This window comes from Candidatus Methylomirabilota bacterium (assembly GCA_035709005.1).
GTDB lineage: Bacteria > Methylomirabilota > Methylomirabilia > Rokubacteriales > CSP1-6 > 40CM-4-69-5.
The window spans coordinates 63,653-79,475 of sequence record DASTFB010000071.1; the positions used below are offsets into that span (position 1 = coordinate 63,653).

Genomic DNA, 15,823 nt, shown 5'->3' on the forward strand with positions numbered 1-15,823 from the left:
TCGCGCGGGTGTAACAACTACACCGCTTCGGCAAAAATCTTCTCAGGGCTCGGGAGAATTCGATTTCTGGCGCTGTCCAGCCTGGCCGGACGGTGCTAGCATCGTGCGTCGCATGCCGCCCTCGACGCTCGAGTTTTTCTATCGCCTCGCCAATATCCTGCTTGGCGTCGCCATGCTGATAGCGGCGGCATTCGTCGTCGCGGAGATCCGGCGCCGTCCGACGATGCGACGTGAGCCGCTGGGTCTGGTGCTGTGCCTCGTCCTGCTCACCGTGGCCATGCGCGGCACGATGCGCGCCGTGTTCGAGGACGTCATCGCCGTGCAGACGGAAGTGGCCTGGACCCTCACCGTGGTGGACTGGCTGGCCGCGCTAGCGGCCGTCGCGTTGCTGGCCCTGCGCGGGCGCTATGGCGTGTTTATCGAGAGCGCGACGGTCGTGCGCGAGTACGAGACCGAATACGCCGCCAAGGCCCAGGAAGCCCGCTCGCTGGCTCAAGTCAACGAGGAACTGCGGCGGCTGGACGAGCTGAAGTCGGAGTTCCTGGCCATGGTGAGCCACGAGCTGCGCACGCCGCTCACCGCCATCGTCGGCTACAGCCGGCTGCTCCTGCGCCAGGCCCACGGCAGCTTGAATCCGCGGCAGATGGAGCACCAGGAGGCGATCTTCCGCGGCGCCCAGCGACTGACCGACCTCATCAACGACCTGCTCGACGTGTCCCGGCTGGAGGCCGCCCGCGTGGAGCTTCACCCGCGCCCCACCGACGCCCGGCAGATCGTCGATCAGGTCCTGAGTGTCGTGCGCGTGGCCGCCCAGGCCAAGCGGATCCGTCTCGTCAACGACGTCGACGCCATGCTCCCGAGCGTCCAGGCCGATCCGACGCGCCTCCATCAGATCCTGGTGAACCTGACGGGCAACGCCGTCAAGTTCACCCCGTCCGGGGGACTGGTGCGCGTGCACGGCGGCGTCCAGAGCGGGCAGGTGTGGATCGCGGTGGAGGATACGGGCGTGGGCATCGCCGCCACCGAGCTGGCTCGCATCTGGGACCCGTTCTACCAGGTCGAATCGCCGCTACGGCGGCGCCACGGGGGCTCCGGTCTGGGCCTGGCCATCGTGCGACGGCTGGTCGAGTTGCACGGCGGCATGGTTCGCGCCGAAAGCGAAGGCGAGAATCGGGGAAGCCGCTTCAGCTTCACCTTGCCCATCGCCGAAGCGGTGCCTGCCGAGAGCCGGGCCGAGACGCCGCCGACTCTGGAACCGGTCCTGGCCGGTCGCGACGTGCTCATCGTCGAGGACGACGAACCGAGCCAGGCCCTGATGCGCTCGGTCATCGAGGACGCGCTGGGGGGCCGGGCGCGGGTCTGCGCCGACGGAGGAGAAGCGGAGGCCGAGGCTCTGGCGCGGCCGCCCGCGCTCATTCTGCTCGATCTGATGCTGCCCCAGGTCTCGGGCTGGGAGGTAGCGCGCCGCCTGCGCCAGCATCCGGTGACGCGCAGCCTGCCCATCATCGCAGTGTCGGCGCTGGCCCGGCCTCAGGAACGCGAGGCCGCTCTGCATGCCGGCTGCGACGCTTATCTCAGCAAGCCGTTCACACCCGACGATCTGGCCCGACTCGTCACCACGACCCTGCTCGGAGAGAGCGTCGTCGCCGGATGAGCGATCAGTCGCCCCGCCTCCTGGTCGTGGAGGACAATCACGACACCGCCGCCCTCCTGCGCGACCTGCTGGAGGCCGAAGGCTATCAGGTGGAATGCGCCGGAACCGGCGAGGCGGCATTGGAGAAGCTCGACGAGTCCCCGGACGTCGACCTGATGGTGCTGGACCTGATGCTGCCGGGGATGAGTGGCTACGAAGTCATCGAGCGGCTGCGCGCGGAGAGCCGCTTCGCCCGGATCCCGGTTCTCGTGCTCAGCGCGCTGAGCAGCACGTCGGCCCGGGTCCGCGGCCTGCGCGACGGGGCCGACGACTACATGACGAAGCCGTTCCTGCCCGAGGAGCTGGTGGCACGGGCGCGCACGCTGGTGACCAGCCGGCTGCTCGAGCGACGGACGCGGGAGATCGAGGCCCTGGACCAGATCGCCCAGGCCAGCCTGGCCGCGGCCGACGTCGATACGCTGCTGCGCCGGATCGTGGAGATCGCCGCCGGGGTCGTGGAGGCCGATGGGGCCACCGTGCTGCTGGCCGACCCGGTCCGGGGAGAGTTGCGAGCCCGGGCCGCCGTCGGGATGGAGGACGATCTCGACGCGCTGTCCCTGCCCCTGGGGGCCGGGATCAGCGGCCTGGCCCTGCAGCGGCGGCTGCCGCTCGTCGTCCCCGACCGCTCGGGCCCGCGAACGCAGGAAGCTGCCACGCCGCGGCGCAGCTTCCGCTCGCTCATGGCCGTGCCGCTGATCGTGGGAGGCGCGCCCATCGGCGTGATCGAGGTGGTGCGGCGGCGACGCTGGATCGATCCTCGGGGCGACCGTCTGCTGCGCATCGTGGCCGATCGCGCTGCCGTCGCCATCGAGCACGCGCGCCTGCAGGGCGAGGCCCGTGAGCTCGCCGACGTCGTGCGGCGGATCGGCGAAGGCGTGGTGGTGGCCGATCTCGATGATCGCATCACGTTCGCCAATCGCGCGTTTCTGGAGATGGTGGGACTCACCGCCGACGATCTGGGTGACCGGCGGTGGACCGAGTTCCTGGCCACCGGACAGGATCTGGGCGCGCTGCAAGTCCAGCTGCGACAGCCGACTTTCGAAGGCGAGCTCCTCGTGCTGGCGCGGGGGGACGAGCCGCGGCCGGTCCATCTCACCCTCTCCACGGTGGAGCGGGCCGGCGGCGGCCGGCACCGTATCGGGGTGTTCCGAGACCTCTCCCGCGAGCACGAGCTGCGCTTCCGGGTCATCCGGGAGCAGAAATTTCGAACCCTCGGCTCGCTGGCGGCCGGCGTCGCGCACAACATCAACAACCGGCTGACACCGGTGCTCGGCTGGACGGAGATGCTCCTGGAGCGTCTGGCCGCCGACGAGCGCATCGAGCCGGGTGACCTCACCCACGCCCTGCAGGTGGTTCACCAGGGGGCTTCCGACAGCGTGGGCACGGTGCGGCGCCTGCAGGAGTACGCCCGGCCGACCCGGGTGCGAGGCCCGGAGGCGGTGCAGCTCCGCGAGGTCGTGGAGCAGTTGCTGGCGCTGACCCGACCGCAGTGGGACAACGAGGCGGCCCGTCGCGGCGTCCGCTACGAGATCGACCTGCGGATCGAGCCGGCGCCGGCGATTCTGGCCGTGGCCAGCGAGATTCGGGAGGCCCTGCTGAATATTCTTGAGAACGCGTTCACGGCCATGCCCGATGGGGGGCGGCTGACTGTGGAGGTCCGCGGTCAGGACGACGCTGCCGTCGTGATCATCTCGGACACAGGTCGCGGGATGAATCCCGACGTCCAGCGGCTGGCTTTCGAGCCCTTCTTCACGACGCGGGCCAGTGAGGGAGGCAGCGGGCTCGGCCTGGCCCTGGCCCAGGAGATCGTCCAGCGCTACGGCGGGCGAATCACGGTCGAGAGCCGCGAGGGGCTCGGCACGACCTTCACGCTGACGTTCCCGGCCGTCTCCGTGGAGACGCCGCGGGACTCGGCCGTCGTGCCCGCGCTCGAGCCGCTGCGCATCCTGGCCGTGGACGACGAGCCGGAAGTGCTCGACCTGGTGCGGGCGATGCTGGTCCACGCTGGCCACAGCGTCTTCGGCGCGGCCTCAGGTCGCGAAGCCCTGGCGCTCTGCGTCCGCGAGCCCGTGGATCTGGTGATCACCGATCTGGGAATGCCGGGTATGACCGGGCTGGCGTTGGCGGCCGAGCTCAAGCGTCAGCGCGCGGTGCCGATCGTGCTCCTCACGGGTTGGGCCGACGAGCTCGCGGAGACGGTCCCTGCCGTAGAGGTCGTCCTGGCCAAGCCGTTCTCGCGCGAGCGCCTCTTCGGCGCGATCGCGCGGGCCGTTCCCGGGCGCGTGCGTCGTTAAGTTGGAGGGGGGCACGAGGCGCGCCCCCCTCCAAACCTCCCCCGTTCGCGCGTGGTGCTACGACGGTCGCTGTCTCACCCGACTGGGAACTTGGAGGGGGCAGAGGCTGCCCCCCTCCAAACCTCCCCCGGCTGCCCCTGCAAATCTCCCCGCTCGCGGGCGGGTCAGCCGAGGGTGAAAATCACGATGGCGACGGCGAGGATCACGCGGTAGACGACGAAGGGCCTGAGCGAGCGGCGCCTGAGGTATGTCACCAGGAACCACACCGCCGCCCACCCGCTCACGAACGCGGCGAGCACGGCGGCGGCGAGCGGGCCGGCCTCGCCGGGGGGCAGCCCCTGCTGGAAGAGGTCGAGCATCTTGAGCAGGCCGGCGGCGCCGGTGATGGGAATCCCGAGCAGGAAAGCGAAGCGGGCAGCCGTCGCCCGGTCGAGACCGCCCAGGAGTCCGGCCGTGATCGTGATGCCGGAGCGTGAGGTGCCGGGAATCAGGGCGAGGGCCTGAGCGCAACCGACCACCAGGGCCCGTCGTATGCCGACCTGCTCCAGCGGGTCGCCGCCGGCCGGTGGCGCTGCCGCCCGGCGGTCCGCGCCCTCCATCACCAGACCCCAGAAGGCGGTGGTGCTGGCGACGACGAGCGGGGAGCGCAGGTGGGCCTCGATGATCTGATCGAAGAGAAGCCCGGCCAGACCGGCGGGCACCGTGGCCAGGACGAGCGCCAGGCCCAGCCGCCGGGACAGGGCGCCGGACAGCAGCGCGCGGAGCTCCTCGCGGAAGTAGGCGAGCAGCGCGCCCAGCGAGCCGAGGTGGATCGCGGCGTCGAAGGCTAGCCCCTGATCCGGCCAGCCCAGCACTCTGGGCACGAGGATGAGGTGACCGGAGGAGGAGACGGGCAGGAACTCGGTCAGGCCCTGGACGACCCCGAGCACCACGGCCTGGGTGTAGTCCATGGGCGCGCCGTATTCTATCATCGCCGCGCGTCGGGGCCGCGTGCGGGCGCATCGACAGCCCCCGGACCCCGTCGTAGAATCCGGGCAGCATGGCGAAGACCGCCAGCCTCGTGCTCATCGGCAACGAAATCCTGTCCGGCAAGATCGCCGATGCCAATGCGCCCTACCTGTGTCGCGAGCTGCGCGAGCTCGGTGTGGACGTTCGGCGGATCAGCGTGATCCCGGACGAGGTCGACGTCATCGCCGCCGAGATCGCCGCGTGCGCGCGAGGCTGGGACATCGTGTTCACCTCGGGGGGCGTGGGGCCCACGCACGACGACGTGACCATGGAGGGAGTGGCTCGCGCGCTCGGCGTCCCTGTCGTGCGGCACCCCGAGCTCGTTGCGCTGCTCCGGCGATACTACGGCGATCGGCTGACCGAGACCCACTTGAAGATGGCCGAGGTCCCCGAGGGCGCCCAGCTGGTGGCGGACGAGGCGCTCCGCTTCCCCACCATCGTGGCCGGCAACGTCTACATCCTGCCCGGCGTGCCGGAGATCTTCCGGCAAAAGTTCCAGGCCATCCGGGAACGGTTTCGCGACCAGCCCTACCATCTCAAGAACGTGTTCGTGAGCATCGGCGAAGGCACCCTCGCCGACTACCTGAACGCGCTGCTCCGCGAGTTCCCGGCCTTGCTGCTCGGCTCCTACCCCGAGCTCGCCAACCCCGAATATCGGGTGAAGGTGACGCTGGAGTCGCGGGATGCCGGCTATCTCGCCCAGGCGCTGGGCGCGCTGCTGTCCCGGTTGCCAGCCACCGCGGTCGTGAAGGTCACGTGAATTCACCCTCGGCCGGAGCGCTGCTACCGAGCACGTGAGAGGCGTGGTGGTGGACCATCAGCCAGCCTGCTGAAGCGAGCTCGAAGATGTTGGTGGCCAGCACCGTGGTGACGGCGACCCGGCCCGCGACCCGGGAGAGGATGGCCTCGGTGCAGGTCACCCAGGCCAGGTCGCCCTGCAGCGTGGTCTCCTCGTTGGCGATGGTGAAGCGGATCTCCCCGGTGCCGTCGAAGATCGCCTCCCAGGACGCGCGGACGGCGGGCCAGCCGGACAGGAGGGGCCAGCCCGGATGCACGCACTTCAGTGATCACCGTGGGCCCAGACTTTGTCCATCTGGGCGAGGTCCAGCGCTTCGAAAGCCCGGTAGAAGCGCCGGTTGGCCTCCTCCACGGCGGCGCGCGGGCCGCTCATGGCGCCGGACAGGTGACGACGATAGCGTCGCGGTCCCGTCGCAACGGCAGCGCGGTGAGCACGTCGCCCACGCAGGGCCCGGCCGTGCAGAGGCCGCTGGCCGGGTCGTAGATGGCGCCGTGGGTGGAGCAGACGAGCGACCGCCTGTCCTCGCTGAGAAACTCGTTGGGCCAGAGGTCGAGCGGCGTCCCGCGATGGGGACAGCGATTGAGGTAGGCGAAGTAGTCGCCGTCGTGAGCGACGACGAAGCCCTCCACCGTTCGCCCGCCGCACCGGAGGCTGAACTTGGCCGTGCGACCGGGCGGCAGGTCGGTCACCCTGCAGCGCCACTCGGACGTGGCGGCCATGCGCCGCATGTTACCATTCAACCCCGTGCTTGCGATCGACGCCCGTCAGGTAGTGAAGAAATTTCAGTCCGGTCTGTTCCGTCGGCGAGAAGTCACGGCCCTGCGTGGTGTGTCGCTGAGCGTGCCCCGCGGCGCGATCTTCGGGCTCCTGGGGCCCAACGGCGCCGGCAAGACGACGCTGCTCTCCATCATGGCCACGCTGCTCACCCCCGATTCCGGGACGGTCACCGTGCTGGGCCACGACGTCGTGCGTGACGCCGGTCGGATCCGGCGCCGCCTCAACATGGCCAGCGGACGACCATCGTTCCTGTGGAGTCTCCGGGTGGGGGAGATCATCGCCTTCTACGGGCGCCTCTACGGGCTGTCCGGAGCTCGCCTGCGCCGCCGCGTGGAGGTGTTGCTGGACGTGTGCGAGCTGACGTCGTACCGGTCGGCCCAGTACAACGAGCTCAGCACCGGTCTCAAACAGCGTCTGGCCCTGGCCAAGGCCCTCGTCAACGAGCCGGAGCTGCTCTTCCTCGATGAGCCTACGCTGGGCCTCGATCCCGACATCTCCGTGCGGGTACGCGAGCACATCGCCTCCTTACGCCGCGAGCGGGGAATCACGATCATGTTGACCACCCACTACATGCGCGAGGCCGAGCGGCTGTGCGACGAGATCGCCTTCATCAAGGCCGGGCTGATCCTGGCCCGGGGGACCGCCGAGGAGCTCAAGCGTCAGATCCGGATCGGCGACGTCATCGCCTTCAAGCTCGATCCGCCGTCCGTCGGGTGGCTGGCCGACGCGCCCGGGGTGCTCCGCTCGGTGGAGGTCGACGGCTGGACCGAGTGCGCGGTGGACGACGCCGAGAAGCGCCTGCCCGAGCTGCTGCGGGCGCTGCACGCGGAGGGCGCCGTGATCCGCAACGTCCGGGTGCGCGAGCCCGAGCTGGAGGAGGTGTTCGTTGAGCTGGCGCGCTGAAGCGGTGGCGGTATGGGCCTTCGTCGTGCGCAATTTCGTCATGGGCACGCGCAATATCTTCTTCTTCTTCGAGCTGCTGTTCTGGCCCACCGTGGGCGTGCTGTCCATCGGGCTCATGTCCCGCTTTCTCGACCTCCGCGACGAGGCGACGGCATTCATCCTGATCGGGACCCTGGCCCTGTCGGTGGTGCAGGTCTGCGAGCTGGAGGTGGCGTACGTGGTGCTCTTCGACGTGTGGTCGAAGTCGATCAAGCACCAGTTCCTCGCGCCGATCGGCATCCGTCATCTCACCCTGGGCGCCTGGGTGGTGGGGGTCCTGCGCGGGGTGGTGATCTTCGCCGTGCTGGGCGGCCTGGGGTGGTGGGCCTTCGACTTCAACCCGCTGGTCGCGGGAGTGCTCCCGCTGCTGACGTTCCTGATCGGCTGTTTGCTCACCGCCTGGATCGTAGGGGTGGCCGTCTGCGCCCTGATCACGATCTTCGGAAACCGGGCCGAGGCCTTCGCCTGGGCCAGCGTGAACTTCGTCCTCGTGCTGGCCGGTATCTACTATCCGATATCGGTGCTGCCGGGGCCGGCGGCCGCGGTGGCGGCGGCCATCCCGCTCACCCACTTCCTCGACGCCTACCGCTCCCACTTCGGCTTCGCGTCGGAGTTTCGAGCTCCCGTGGCCACAGGCCTGGCGCTCTCGTTGCTCTACGCCACCGTGGCGCATCTCTTGTTCCTGGGCGCGGTGCGGCGGGCCCGGCGCACGGGCTTGCTGCTCAAGATGTCCGAGTGAAGGGGATCGGCGATGACGCTCGATCCGATCGGCTCGGCCGTCGCCCTGGGCTTCATCCTGGGGTTGCAGCACGCCACTGACGCCGACCATCTCGTCGCCGTCGCCACCATCGTCAGTCGTGAGCGCCGCTTCGCCGGCGGCGCGCTCATCGGCGCGCTCTGGGGAGTGGGCCACGCGGTGACCGTGATCATTGCCGGGACCATCCTGATCGCGCTCGACGTTCGGTTGTCGTCCCGGTTCTCCGGCGTCGTCGGGCTGGCCGTGGCCGCGATGATCGTGGCGCTGGGCGTGCTGCGCCTGCGCGAGGCCTTGCGGGGAGCCGGGACGGCGCCGCCCGAGCACCTGCTGGCCGACCACGACCACGGGGCGCGCGAGGCCTTCCACAGCCACGCCCACGCCCACGGGCCTCGCTCGCACGCGCATCCCCACGTCCATCCTTCGCGCCGTCTGCTCGGCGCGCTGGAGGACGGCCGGTCGTGGGCCGGAGTTCGGGCCGCGCTGATCGGGGCCGTGCACGGCCTGGCGGGCACCGCCGCGGTGTCTCTCCTGGTCCTGTCCACGATCCCGTCCGCGTTCGGCGCGGCCCTCTACCTCGTAGCCTTCGCGCTCGGGACGTTGATGGGCATGACGGCCCTCACGGCGGTCCTGGCCTGGCCGGTGAGCCTCGCGCTGCGGCTGCGGAGGGCCCACCGGATGCTGAGCTTCGGCTCGGGAGTCGCCGCTATCGTCTTCGGCGTGTACTACGCCTGGGCGGGCTAGCTCAGCGGCGCACGATGAGCTCGACGTCGCCCTCCCGGCCGACGAGCTCGACGGCGGCGCCGTCGCGGCCCTGGGAGACGCGGAGGCTCACGCGGGAGGCCGCCAGCTGAATCCCGCCGACCTCGATCCACCTCAGCCACGTCGGCAAGCACGGGCGGTCGAGCATGAGCCGATTCTCCCGGGCCTGGGGCGTCAACCCCAGCATGCCCGCGACGAGGTGGAACACGACGCCGGCTGACCACGCCTGCGGCGAGCAAGCCACCGGATAGCGGATCGGCCCCTGGCCGGGACGTTGCGCGAATCCGCAGAACAGCTCGGGCATCCGCAAGCCATCGAAGTTGAGCACGGCCTGGAACAAGCCGGTGGCCAGGGCCAGGAGCGGCTCCTGCAGGCCGTACCGGCGCATGCCCAGCGCGGCGATGGCCGTGTCGTGGGGCCAGACCGAGCCGTTGTGGTAGCTCATCGGATTGTACAGACGCTCGCGGGAGGACAGCGTTCGTACCCCCCACCCGGTGAGCATGTGAGGGGCCATGAGCTGTTCGGCGACGGCCCGGGCCCGGGTCTCGCTGGCGATGCCCGCCCACAGCGCGTGGCCCGGGTTGGAGGAGAGCACACGGCACGGGCGATGCTCGCCGTCCAGGGCCAGCGCGTAGAAACGCTGGTCCTCCATCCAGAAGTCGTTCTCGAATCGCTCGCGCAGCCGACCGGCCCGCGTGCGGAGGCCGGGCGCCAACGCGCCGCGCCCGATCGACTCGGCCACGTCGGCGACGGCGAGCAGGGCGGCGTAGCGGTAGGCCTGAGCCTCGACCAGGGCGATGGGACCCTTCGCGAGCTCTCCGGTGGCGTGCATGATGGAGTCGTGCGAATCCTTCCACCCCTGGTTGTCGAGTCCCACCGGCGAGCGGCGGCGATACCACAGATATCCGTCGTCGGACGGCGCGCCCGAGCGCTCGAGCCAGGCCAGGGCCCGCTCGGCCGCCGGCCACAACTCGCGCGCCAGGTCGAGGTCGGCCGTCCAGCGCACGTACTCGCCGAGCAGGATCAGGAAGAGCGGGGTGGCGTCCACCGTCCCGTAGTACGGCACGAAGGGAATTTCCCGGCAGGCGGCCAGCTCGCCGCGGCGGTACTCGTGGAGGATCTTGCCGGGCTCCTGGTCGGTGAAGGCATCGTCCGTTCTCGCCTGGTAGTGGGCCAGATACCGGAGCGTCCCGCGGGCCACTGCGGGCAGGAACGGCAGCGTCTGCAGCGCCACGAAGAGGCTGTCGCGCCCGAACGGCGCGACGTACCACGGGATGCCGGCGTAGGGCATCATGCCGTCGGCGGTATCGGTCACCAGCAGCCGCAGATCGCCCCAGGAACGCTCTATCCAACGGTTGAAGAGCTCGTGATCGGCCTGGAGCGCGACTGTCTGACGCCGGAACTCGCCGATGGCCTGACGGCGCCGCTCGCTGGCGTGGGTCGGGCTGAGCACCGGGCGGGGGATCGCCTCGGTGCGCGCCGTCACCGTGACCGTGATGTCCAGGCGGGCCGACGCCGGTAGCTCCAGCAGGTACTCGGCGCTCTCCTCGCCCAGGCGGGCGGGAGGCGGATCGAAGGTCAGGCGGGTCGTCCGGATCACGCCGTCCACTCCGCGATAGGGCAGCTCCACCGTATCACGCTGGCAGTCGGGCGACAGCTCCACGCCGCGCCGTGCCCGCCGGAAGCCGCGGACCTCGAACACGTCGGCGAAGTCGGCGCCGAACTCCCAGACCATGAGCAGCTGCACGGGCTCGGGTGCGAAGCTTTCCAGCATCAGCCTCTGGGAGAGCTGCTGGCCATACAGGGTGAGTGTCCGGCTCAGTCGCAGGGTGTGGCGGGGCAGGACGACGCGGCCGTCCTCCAGCAGGTCGGGATTCGTCAGCTCGATCACGCCCTCCAGGGTCTCCTCCGAGACACCGGCGCTGAGCAGGAGCGACTGTTGGTGGCCCAGCCGGAGCTCGAGCCGTCGCAGGAAACGGGTATCGTCCACGTAGAACCCGAACTCGCTCCCGGGCAGGAAGGGGATGTTGCCCCGCCGGTCGGCGACCAGGAACGCGTCGTCGTGCTTGAGCACGATCTTGGGGAGATCGGCGGCGACGCTGGAGGCGAGGATGTAGTAGCGATCGCCAACGAGGAGGTCGTCGCGCGGAGTGTCGATCGTCACGCCGCCCGGGAGACCGCCGTCAGCCGGCGGTAGAGCGCCTCGTAGCCGTCGGCCATGCGGGCGACCGAGAAGCGCTCCTCGAACTGCCGCCGGCAGGCCGCCCGATCGATCGAATCGGCTCGCTTCACGGCCTCCACCATCTCGTCCACGCTGTCCACGATGAAGCCGGACAGTCCGGGCACGACGATCTCGGGCACGGAGCCGCAGGGGCGGGCGATGACCGGCGTGCCGCACGCCATGGCCTCGATCATGGCCAGACCGAAGGGCTCGGGCCAATCGACGGGCAACAGCAGGGCCAGGGCGTCGCCGAGGAAAGCGTTCTTGGCCTCGTCGTCGATCTCCCCGATGAAATCGACGAGGGGATCGTCGAGGAGCGGAGCGATCTCCCGCTCGAAGTAGGCGCGGTCCGCGGGATCCACCTTGGCCGCGATCTTGAGAGGCAGCCCGGTACGCTGCGCCACCGCGATGGCCAGGTCCGGCCGTTTCTCGGGGGACAAACGGCCCAGAAATGCCAGGTACCGGCCGCCCCGTGGCGAGAAGGCATACAGGTCGAGCGGCAGACCGTGATGGACGGTGCTGGCCCAGTTCACCGGCACTCCCCGCAGGGGCAGACGCTGGGCGTCGCTGATCGTCACCACCGGCACGTCGGAGAAGCGGCGGAACACCGGCAGCAGCGCCGCCAAGTCCAGACGCCCGTGGAGCGTATGGAGCGTCGGGGTCGCCACCAGGCGCCCGAAGGGGAAGGCCAGGTAGTCGACGTGGCAGTGGATGACGTCGAACTCGGCCGCCCGTTCGAACACCTCGGCTAGCTCGATGACGTGAGGCGCCAGCGGATCCGGCGTCGGGCCATCGAGACGGAGCGCCCGGGGCACGACGCCGATGAGCTCGGCCGCCGTGCGCGAGTCGGCGCTGGCGAAGAGGGTCACCTTGTGCCCGCGACGGACCAGCTCGTCGGTCAGATGGGCGACGACGCGCTCGGTCCCGCCGTACAGCGCCGGCGGGACACGCTCGTACAGGGGAGAGACCTGAGCGATCCGCAGTCGCTCTCTCGCATCCGCCGGCGGGCGGCCCGTACCCCGAGCGGGAGTGAGCGGCACGGTGGGATCGGCTTCGCCCCCGTTTCCGCTCGTGACCCGCAAGGACACATCGGTGAGGCGCTGCATGCTCTGTGCCGTCGAGCCGGGGTTCGCCGAGGCCGCCTGCCGCACTGCGGGAACGCTAACGGTTGAGGAACTTTCTGACGCTGCCCGCGATGCCGGCGGCGTCGAGGCCGTGCTTGGCGTAGAGTCGCTGCGGGTCGCCGGACTCCCCGAATCCTCGCACGCCGAGGCGCAGGAGCGGCGTGAGCAGTGCCTCGCCCAGAAGCTCGGCGACGGCGCCCCCGAGGCCGCCGGCGATCGCGTGGTCCTCGACGGTGACCACGTGTCCCGTGCGGCCCGCCGAGGTCAGCAGCAGCTCCTCGTCCACCGGCTTGATGGTGGAGGCGTTGACGACCTCGGCCGAGATGCCCTCGGCGGCGAGCAGCGTCGCGGCCTGCACGCAGTTGACGAGCGGTCCCCCGGAGCCGACGATGGTGACATCGTGCCCGGGCCTGAGCACGGGCCAGCGTCCCAGCGCGAAGCGATAGTCGGGCGGGCAGACCGGCTCGACGCTCTGGCGGGTGAGCCGCAGGTAGAGCGGGCCCTCGTGCTCCACGGCGTAGGCGACGGCCTGCTTGGTCTCCAGCTCGTCGGCCGGCTGCACGATGGGAATGTTCGGCAGTGCCCGCAGGCAGGCCACATCCTCGAGCCCCATCTGGCTGTAGCCGTCCTCGCCGATGGCGATCCCGGCATGCGTGCCGACGAGCTTGACGTTGGCGTTGGTGTAGGCGACCGACATCCGGATCGTTTCGAAGCGGCCCACCAGGAAACAGGCGAAGGAGCACACGAAGGGGATCCAGCCGGCCAGGGCCAAGCCCGCCCCGATCCCGATCATGTTCTGCTCGGCGATGCCGAGATTGAAGGCCCGTCCCGGATGCTTCTTGGCGAATCCGACGGTCATCGTGGACTTCGACAGGTCGGCGTCCAGGGTGACGATACGCGGACGGCGCTCCGCGAGCTCGAGCAGGGCTTCCCCGAATGCCGCGCGCGTGGCCTTGGCCGGCACCGTCACCTCCGCTCGAGGGCCCGGAGCTCGTCGACGAGGCTCCGGGCGCCGGCGTCCCGGGCGAGGTGCTCGGCCCAGGCCGCCTCGGGCACGCCCAGGATCTCGCGGATGGCCGCGATGGCCTCGGCCGGCTTGGGAGCCTTGCCGTGCCACTCGGGGTTGTTCTCCATGAACGACACGCCCTTGCCTTTGACGGTGTGGGCCACGATGAAGCAGGGCTTGTCGCGAGTAGCCTCGGCCTGGTCGAGGGCCCTGTCGATCTCGGCCATCTTGTGCCCGTCGATCTCCAGCACCGGCCAGCCGAAGGCCTGCCACTTCGCGGCCAGCGGCTCCAGGTCTAGGATCCTGGCCACGAAATCGTCGAGCTGGATCTTGTTGTAGTCCACGATGACGGTCAGGTTCTCGAGGCCGAACTCCGGCTGACCGAGCTGCGGCGCGGCCAGGGCGGCCTCCCACACCTGGCCTTCCTGGATCTCGCCGTCGCCCAGGATGCAGTACACGCGTGCCGACGACCGGGCCAGGCGCAACCCCAGCGCCATGCCGACGGCGATGGAGAGTCCCTGGCCCAGCGAGCCGGTCGCCGCCTCGATGCCCGGTAAAAGCGTGCGGTCGGGATGACCCTGCAGCGGGCTCCCCAGCTTGCGTAGCGTCACCAGGCGCTCCTCGGGAAAATAGCCTGCCCGCGCCATCGCCGCGTAGAGCGCGGGTACGGCGTGCCCCTTGGACAGCACCAGGCGATCGCGATCGGCCCAGGTCGGGCGGTGGGGATCGTGGCGCATGCGCGCGAACAGCAGAATGGTGATGAGATCGATCACCGACAACGAGCCCCCGGGGTGCCCGGAGCCCGCGTGCGTCAGCATGCGGATGATCTGGACCCGGCAGTCGCGGGCGATCGTCTCCAGGCGGGCGATATCGGCCATCAGGTCAGCTCCTCCATGAAGCCCGCGATCTCCTCGACCCGGACACCACGCACGGCCACTTCGGGCGCGTAGACGACCTCGTCGGCGGCCCACACGATCGTCCCCTTCACGTCCTTGGTGATGCCGACGATGTTGTTCAGCACGTTCGCGATGTTGTCGTTGATCCGCACGGTGTTGGGCCGGAGCGGCGCCTCGATGCGGCCGTCGCGGATGATATACGAATCGCCCACGACGGTGCAGGTGAAATCGCCGGCCGACAGCCCGTTGATCGGGTAGGTGTACCAGATGCGACCGATGTACAGCCCGTCGTTCACGTGCTGGAGCAAGTCGGCCGAGCTCATCGGCTCGCTGCCCTCGAGGATCACGTTCGAGGCGGCGATGGACGGCTGGCTGTCGAACTGACGGCCCCCGCCGTCCCCGAATCGGAAGCCGTTGCGGGGCACCAGCGCCGCCTCGGCCGGCGCGCCGCTGGCGCCCAGTTTTGACGCCAGGCCGGCATCGCGGAGAAGCCGCCGGGTCTCGTACCAGTTGGACAGACACCCGACGAGGAGGCCGTCACGGATCAGGTCGGTGCGGCCGGTCGGCAGACCTTCGCAGGTGATCCCTTTGGAGCCCATGAGCCCGGGCCGGGCCCCGTCGTCGTAGATCGTGAGCGACGGCGAGGCGACCCGGCGGCCCAGCTTGCCCAGAAACGGCGTGCTAGAGGAATAGAACGCGCTCGCGCTGCAGGCCGGGACGACGAGGTTGTTCAGAAGATCCGTGACCGGCTGGCGGCCGAGGATCATCGTGTACGTCCCGGAGCGGACGCGATGGCCGCCCACCGCGGCGGTGGCGTTCTGGGCGGCTTCCACCCCCGCTTCGTCGGTGAAGTGATCGAGCCGCGTCCCCGTGGACCAGCCCGACCCCTTGGCCTGCCGGGCCTCCACCATCCCGGTCACGAACGCGGTGAGGAGCGTCGACTCGTCGGTCTGCGTCTCGGGCATCGCGGTGGAGGCGATGGCCATGCGTTCCTGCAGGATCGTCACATCGCCTCCCAGGATCAGGCCGAGCGCTCGCAGTCCCGCTTCGCTGGTGGCCAGGTCGGCCAGGCGCGAGGAGGCGAGAAACGTCCTGAGCGCGCCGTGGATGACGCTCCAGCCGGCCTCGACCAGCCGCGCGTCGTCCAGGCCCATGAGGCGCGGGTCGTGATAGTCGCGGAGGCTGCGTCTCTCCGGGCGCGGCCGTGGCAGCGAGACGAACTCGGGATCGCGGATGGCGGCGGCGCGAGCCTTCGCGAAGGCCCGCTCTACGCCGCGCTGCGAGAGGTCGGCCGGCTCGGCACCGAACCCCAGCCACGGGCCGTCCGGCCCATCGAAGACCACCTGCAGGCCCAGGCCCCACGCCTGCGAGGACTTGGGCTCCTCCACGCCGTTGCAGGGGATATGGGAGGTGTAGCAGAGACGCGTGAGGAGCGCGGTGTTGGCAGCCGCGAACGCCTCGACCTCGCGGACGCCTGGCTGGGCGTGCGCGAATGCCAGCGCGGCGCCGACGGCTCGGGCGAGGTCACTGGTCTCGATCACCGCCGC

General features: G+C 70.1%; 14 protein-coding genes. 6 read left to right on the forward strand and 8 right to left on the reverse strand.

Annotated features, from left to right (window positions below; genetic code table 11):
- Window positions 1-112: 112 nt before the first annotated feature.
- On the forward strand, window positions 113-1,654 hold the full coding sequence (locus tag VFR64_11370) for an ATP-binding protein (GenBank protein HET9490341.1): 1,542 nt from the start codon (window positions 113-115) through the stop codon (window positions 1,652-1,654).
- Window positions 1,651-3,987: a response regulator gene (locus VFR64_11375; GenBank protein ID HET9490342.1), complete on the forward strand. Its 2,337-nt coding sequence runs from the start codon at window positions 1,651-1,653 to the stop codon at window positions 3,985-3,987. Before VFR64_11370 ends, VFR64_11375 begins: the two co-directional genes overlap by 4 nt.
- A gap of 164 nt (window positions 3,988-4,151) precedes the next feature.
- On the opposite strand, the gene VFR64_11380 is transcribed toward VFR64_11375, so the two are convergent.
- Complete coding sequence (locus VFR64_11380) at window positions 4,152-4,937, reverse strand: undecaprenyl-diphosphate phosphatase (GenBank protein ID HET9490343.1); 786 nt, start codon at window positions 4,935-4,937, stop codon at window positions 4,152-4,154.
- Between the two features lie 89 nt (window positions 4,938-5,026).
- Here VFR64_11380 and VFR64_11385 point away from each other — a divergent pair, with 89 nt between their 5' ends.
- Complete coding sequence (locus VFR64_11385; protein ID HET9490344.1) at window positions 5,027-5,755, forward strand: molybdopterin-binding protein; 729 nt, start codon at window positions 5,027-5,029, stop codon at window positions 5,753-5,755.
- Here the strand turns inward: VFR64_11385 and VFR64_11390 are convergent.
- A complete protein-coding gene (locus tag VFR64_11390) occupies window positions 5,748-6,050 on the reverse strand; it encodes a nuclear transport factor 2 family protein (GenBank protein ID HET9490345.1) in 303 nt (100 codons plus the stop codon). The genes VFR64_11385 and VFR64_11390 overlap by 8 nt on opposite strands.
- A gap of 112 nt (window positions 6,051-6,162) precedes the next feature.
- A complete protein-coding gene (locus tag VFR64_11395) occupies window positions 6,163-6,522 on the reverse strand; it encodes a Rieske (2Fe-2S) protein (GenBank protein HET9490346.1) in 360 nt (119 codons plus the stop codon).
- 16 nt (window positions 6,523-6,538) lie between these two features.
- Here VFR64_11395 and VFR64_11400 point away from each other — a divergent pair, with 16 nt between their 5' ends.
- From VFR64_11400 to VFR64_11410, 3 genes are read left to right on the forward strand one after another with little or no spacing between them, the layout of a single operon-like run.
- The gene (locus tag VFR64_11400; GenBank protein HET9490347.1) at window positions 6,539-7,474 is read left to right on the forward strand and encodes an ABC transporter ATP-binding protein; all 936 of its coding nucleotides are present in this window, start codon (window positions 6,539-6,541) and stop codon (window positions 7,472-7,474) included.
- The gene (locus VFR64_11405) at window positions 7,458-8,252 is read left to right on the forward strand and encodes an ABC transporter permease (GenBank protein ID HET9490348.1); all 795 of its coding nucleotides are present in this window, start codon (window positions 7,458-7,460) and stop codon (window positions 8,250-8,252) included. The genes VFR64_11400 and VFR64_11405 overlap by 17 nt, the downstream gene beginning before the upstream one ends.
- A 12-nt stretch (window positions 8,253-8,264) precedes the next feature.
- Entirely contained in the window at window positions 8,265-9,011 is a 747-nt protein-coding gene (locus VFR64_11410) for a hypothetical protein (protein ID HET9490349.1), read from the forward strand.
- Window position 9,012: 1 nt separating this feature from the next.
- Here the strand turns inward: VFR64_11410 and VFR64_11415 are convergent, their stop codons facing one another.
- From VFR64_11415 to VFR64_11435, 5 genes are read right to left on the reverse strand one after another with little or no spacing between them, the layout of a single operon-like run.
- On the reverse strand, window positions 9,013-11,193 hold the full coding sequence (locus VFR64_11415) for a glycogen debranching N-terminal domain-containing protein (protein HET9490350.1): 2,181 nt from the start codon (window positions 11,191-11,193) through the stop codon (window positions 9,013-9,015).
- Complete coding sequence (locus VFR64_11420) at window positions 11,190-12,356, reverse strand: glycosyltransferase family 4 protein (protein HET9490351.1); 1,167 nt, start codon at window positions 12,354-12,356, stop codon at window positions 11,190-11,192. Before VFR64_11420 ends, VFR64_11415 begins: the two co-directional genes overlap by 4 nt.
- Before the next feature lie 55 nt (window positions 12,357-12,411).
- Entirely contained in the window at window positions 12,412-13,338 is a 927-nt protein-coding gene (locus VFR64_11425) for a transketolase C-terminal domain-containing protein (GenBank protein ID HET9490352.1), read from the reverse strand.
- Window positions 13,339-13,340: 2 nt separating this feature from the next.
- A complete protein-coding gene (locus VFR64_11430; protein HET9490353.1) occupies window positions 13,341-14,258 on the reverse strand; it encodes a transketolase in 918 nt (305 codons plus the stop codon).
- Window positions 14,258-15,817 (reverse strand): metallopeptidase TldD-related protein, encoded by a 1,560-nt coding sequence (locus tag VFR64_11435; GenBank protein ID HET9490354.1) that lies wholly within the window; start codon window positions 15,815-15,817, stop codon window positions 14,258-14,260. Before VFR64_11435 ends, VFR64_11430 begins: the two co-directional genes overlap by 1 nt.
- Window positions 15,818-15,823 lie beyond the last annotated feature (6 nt).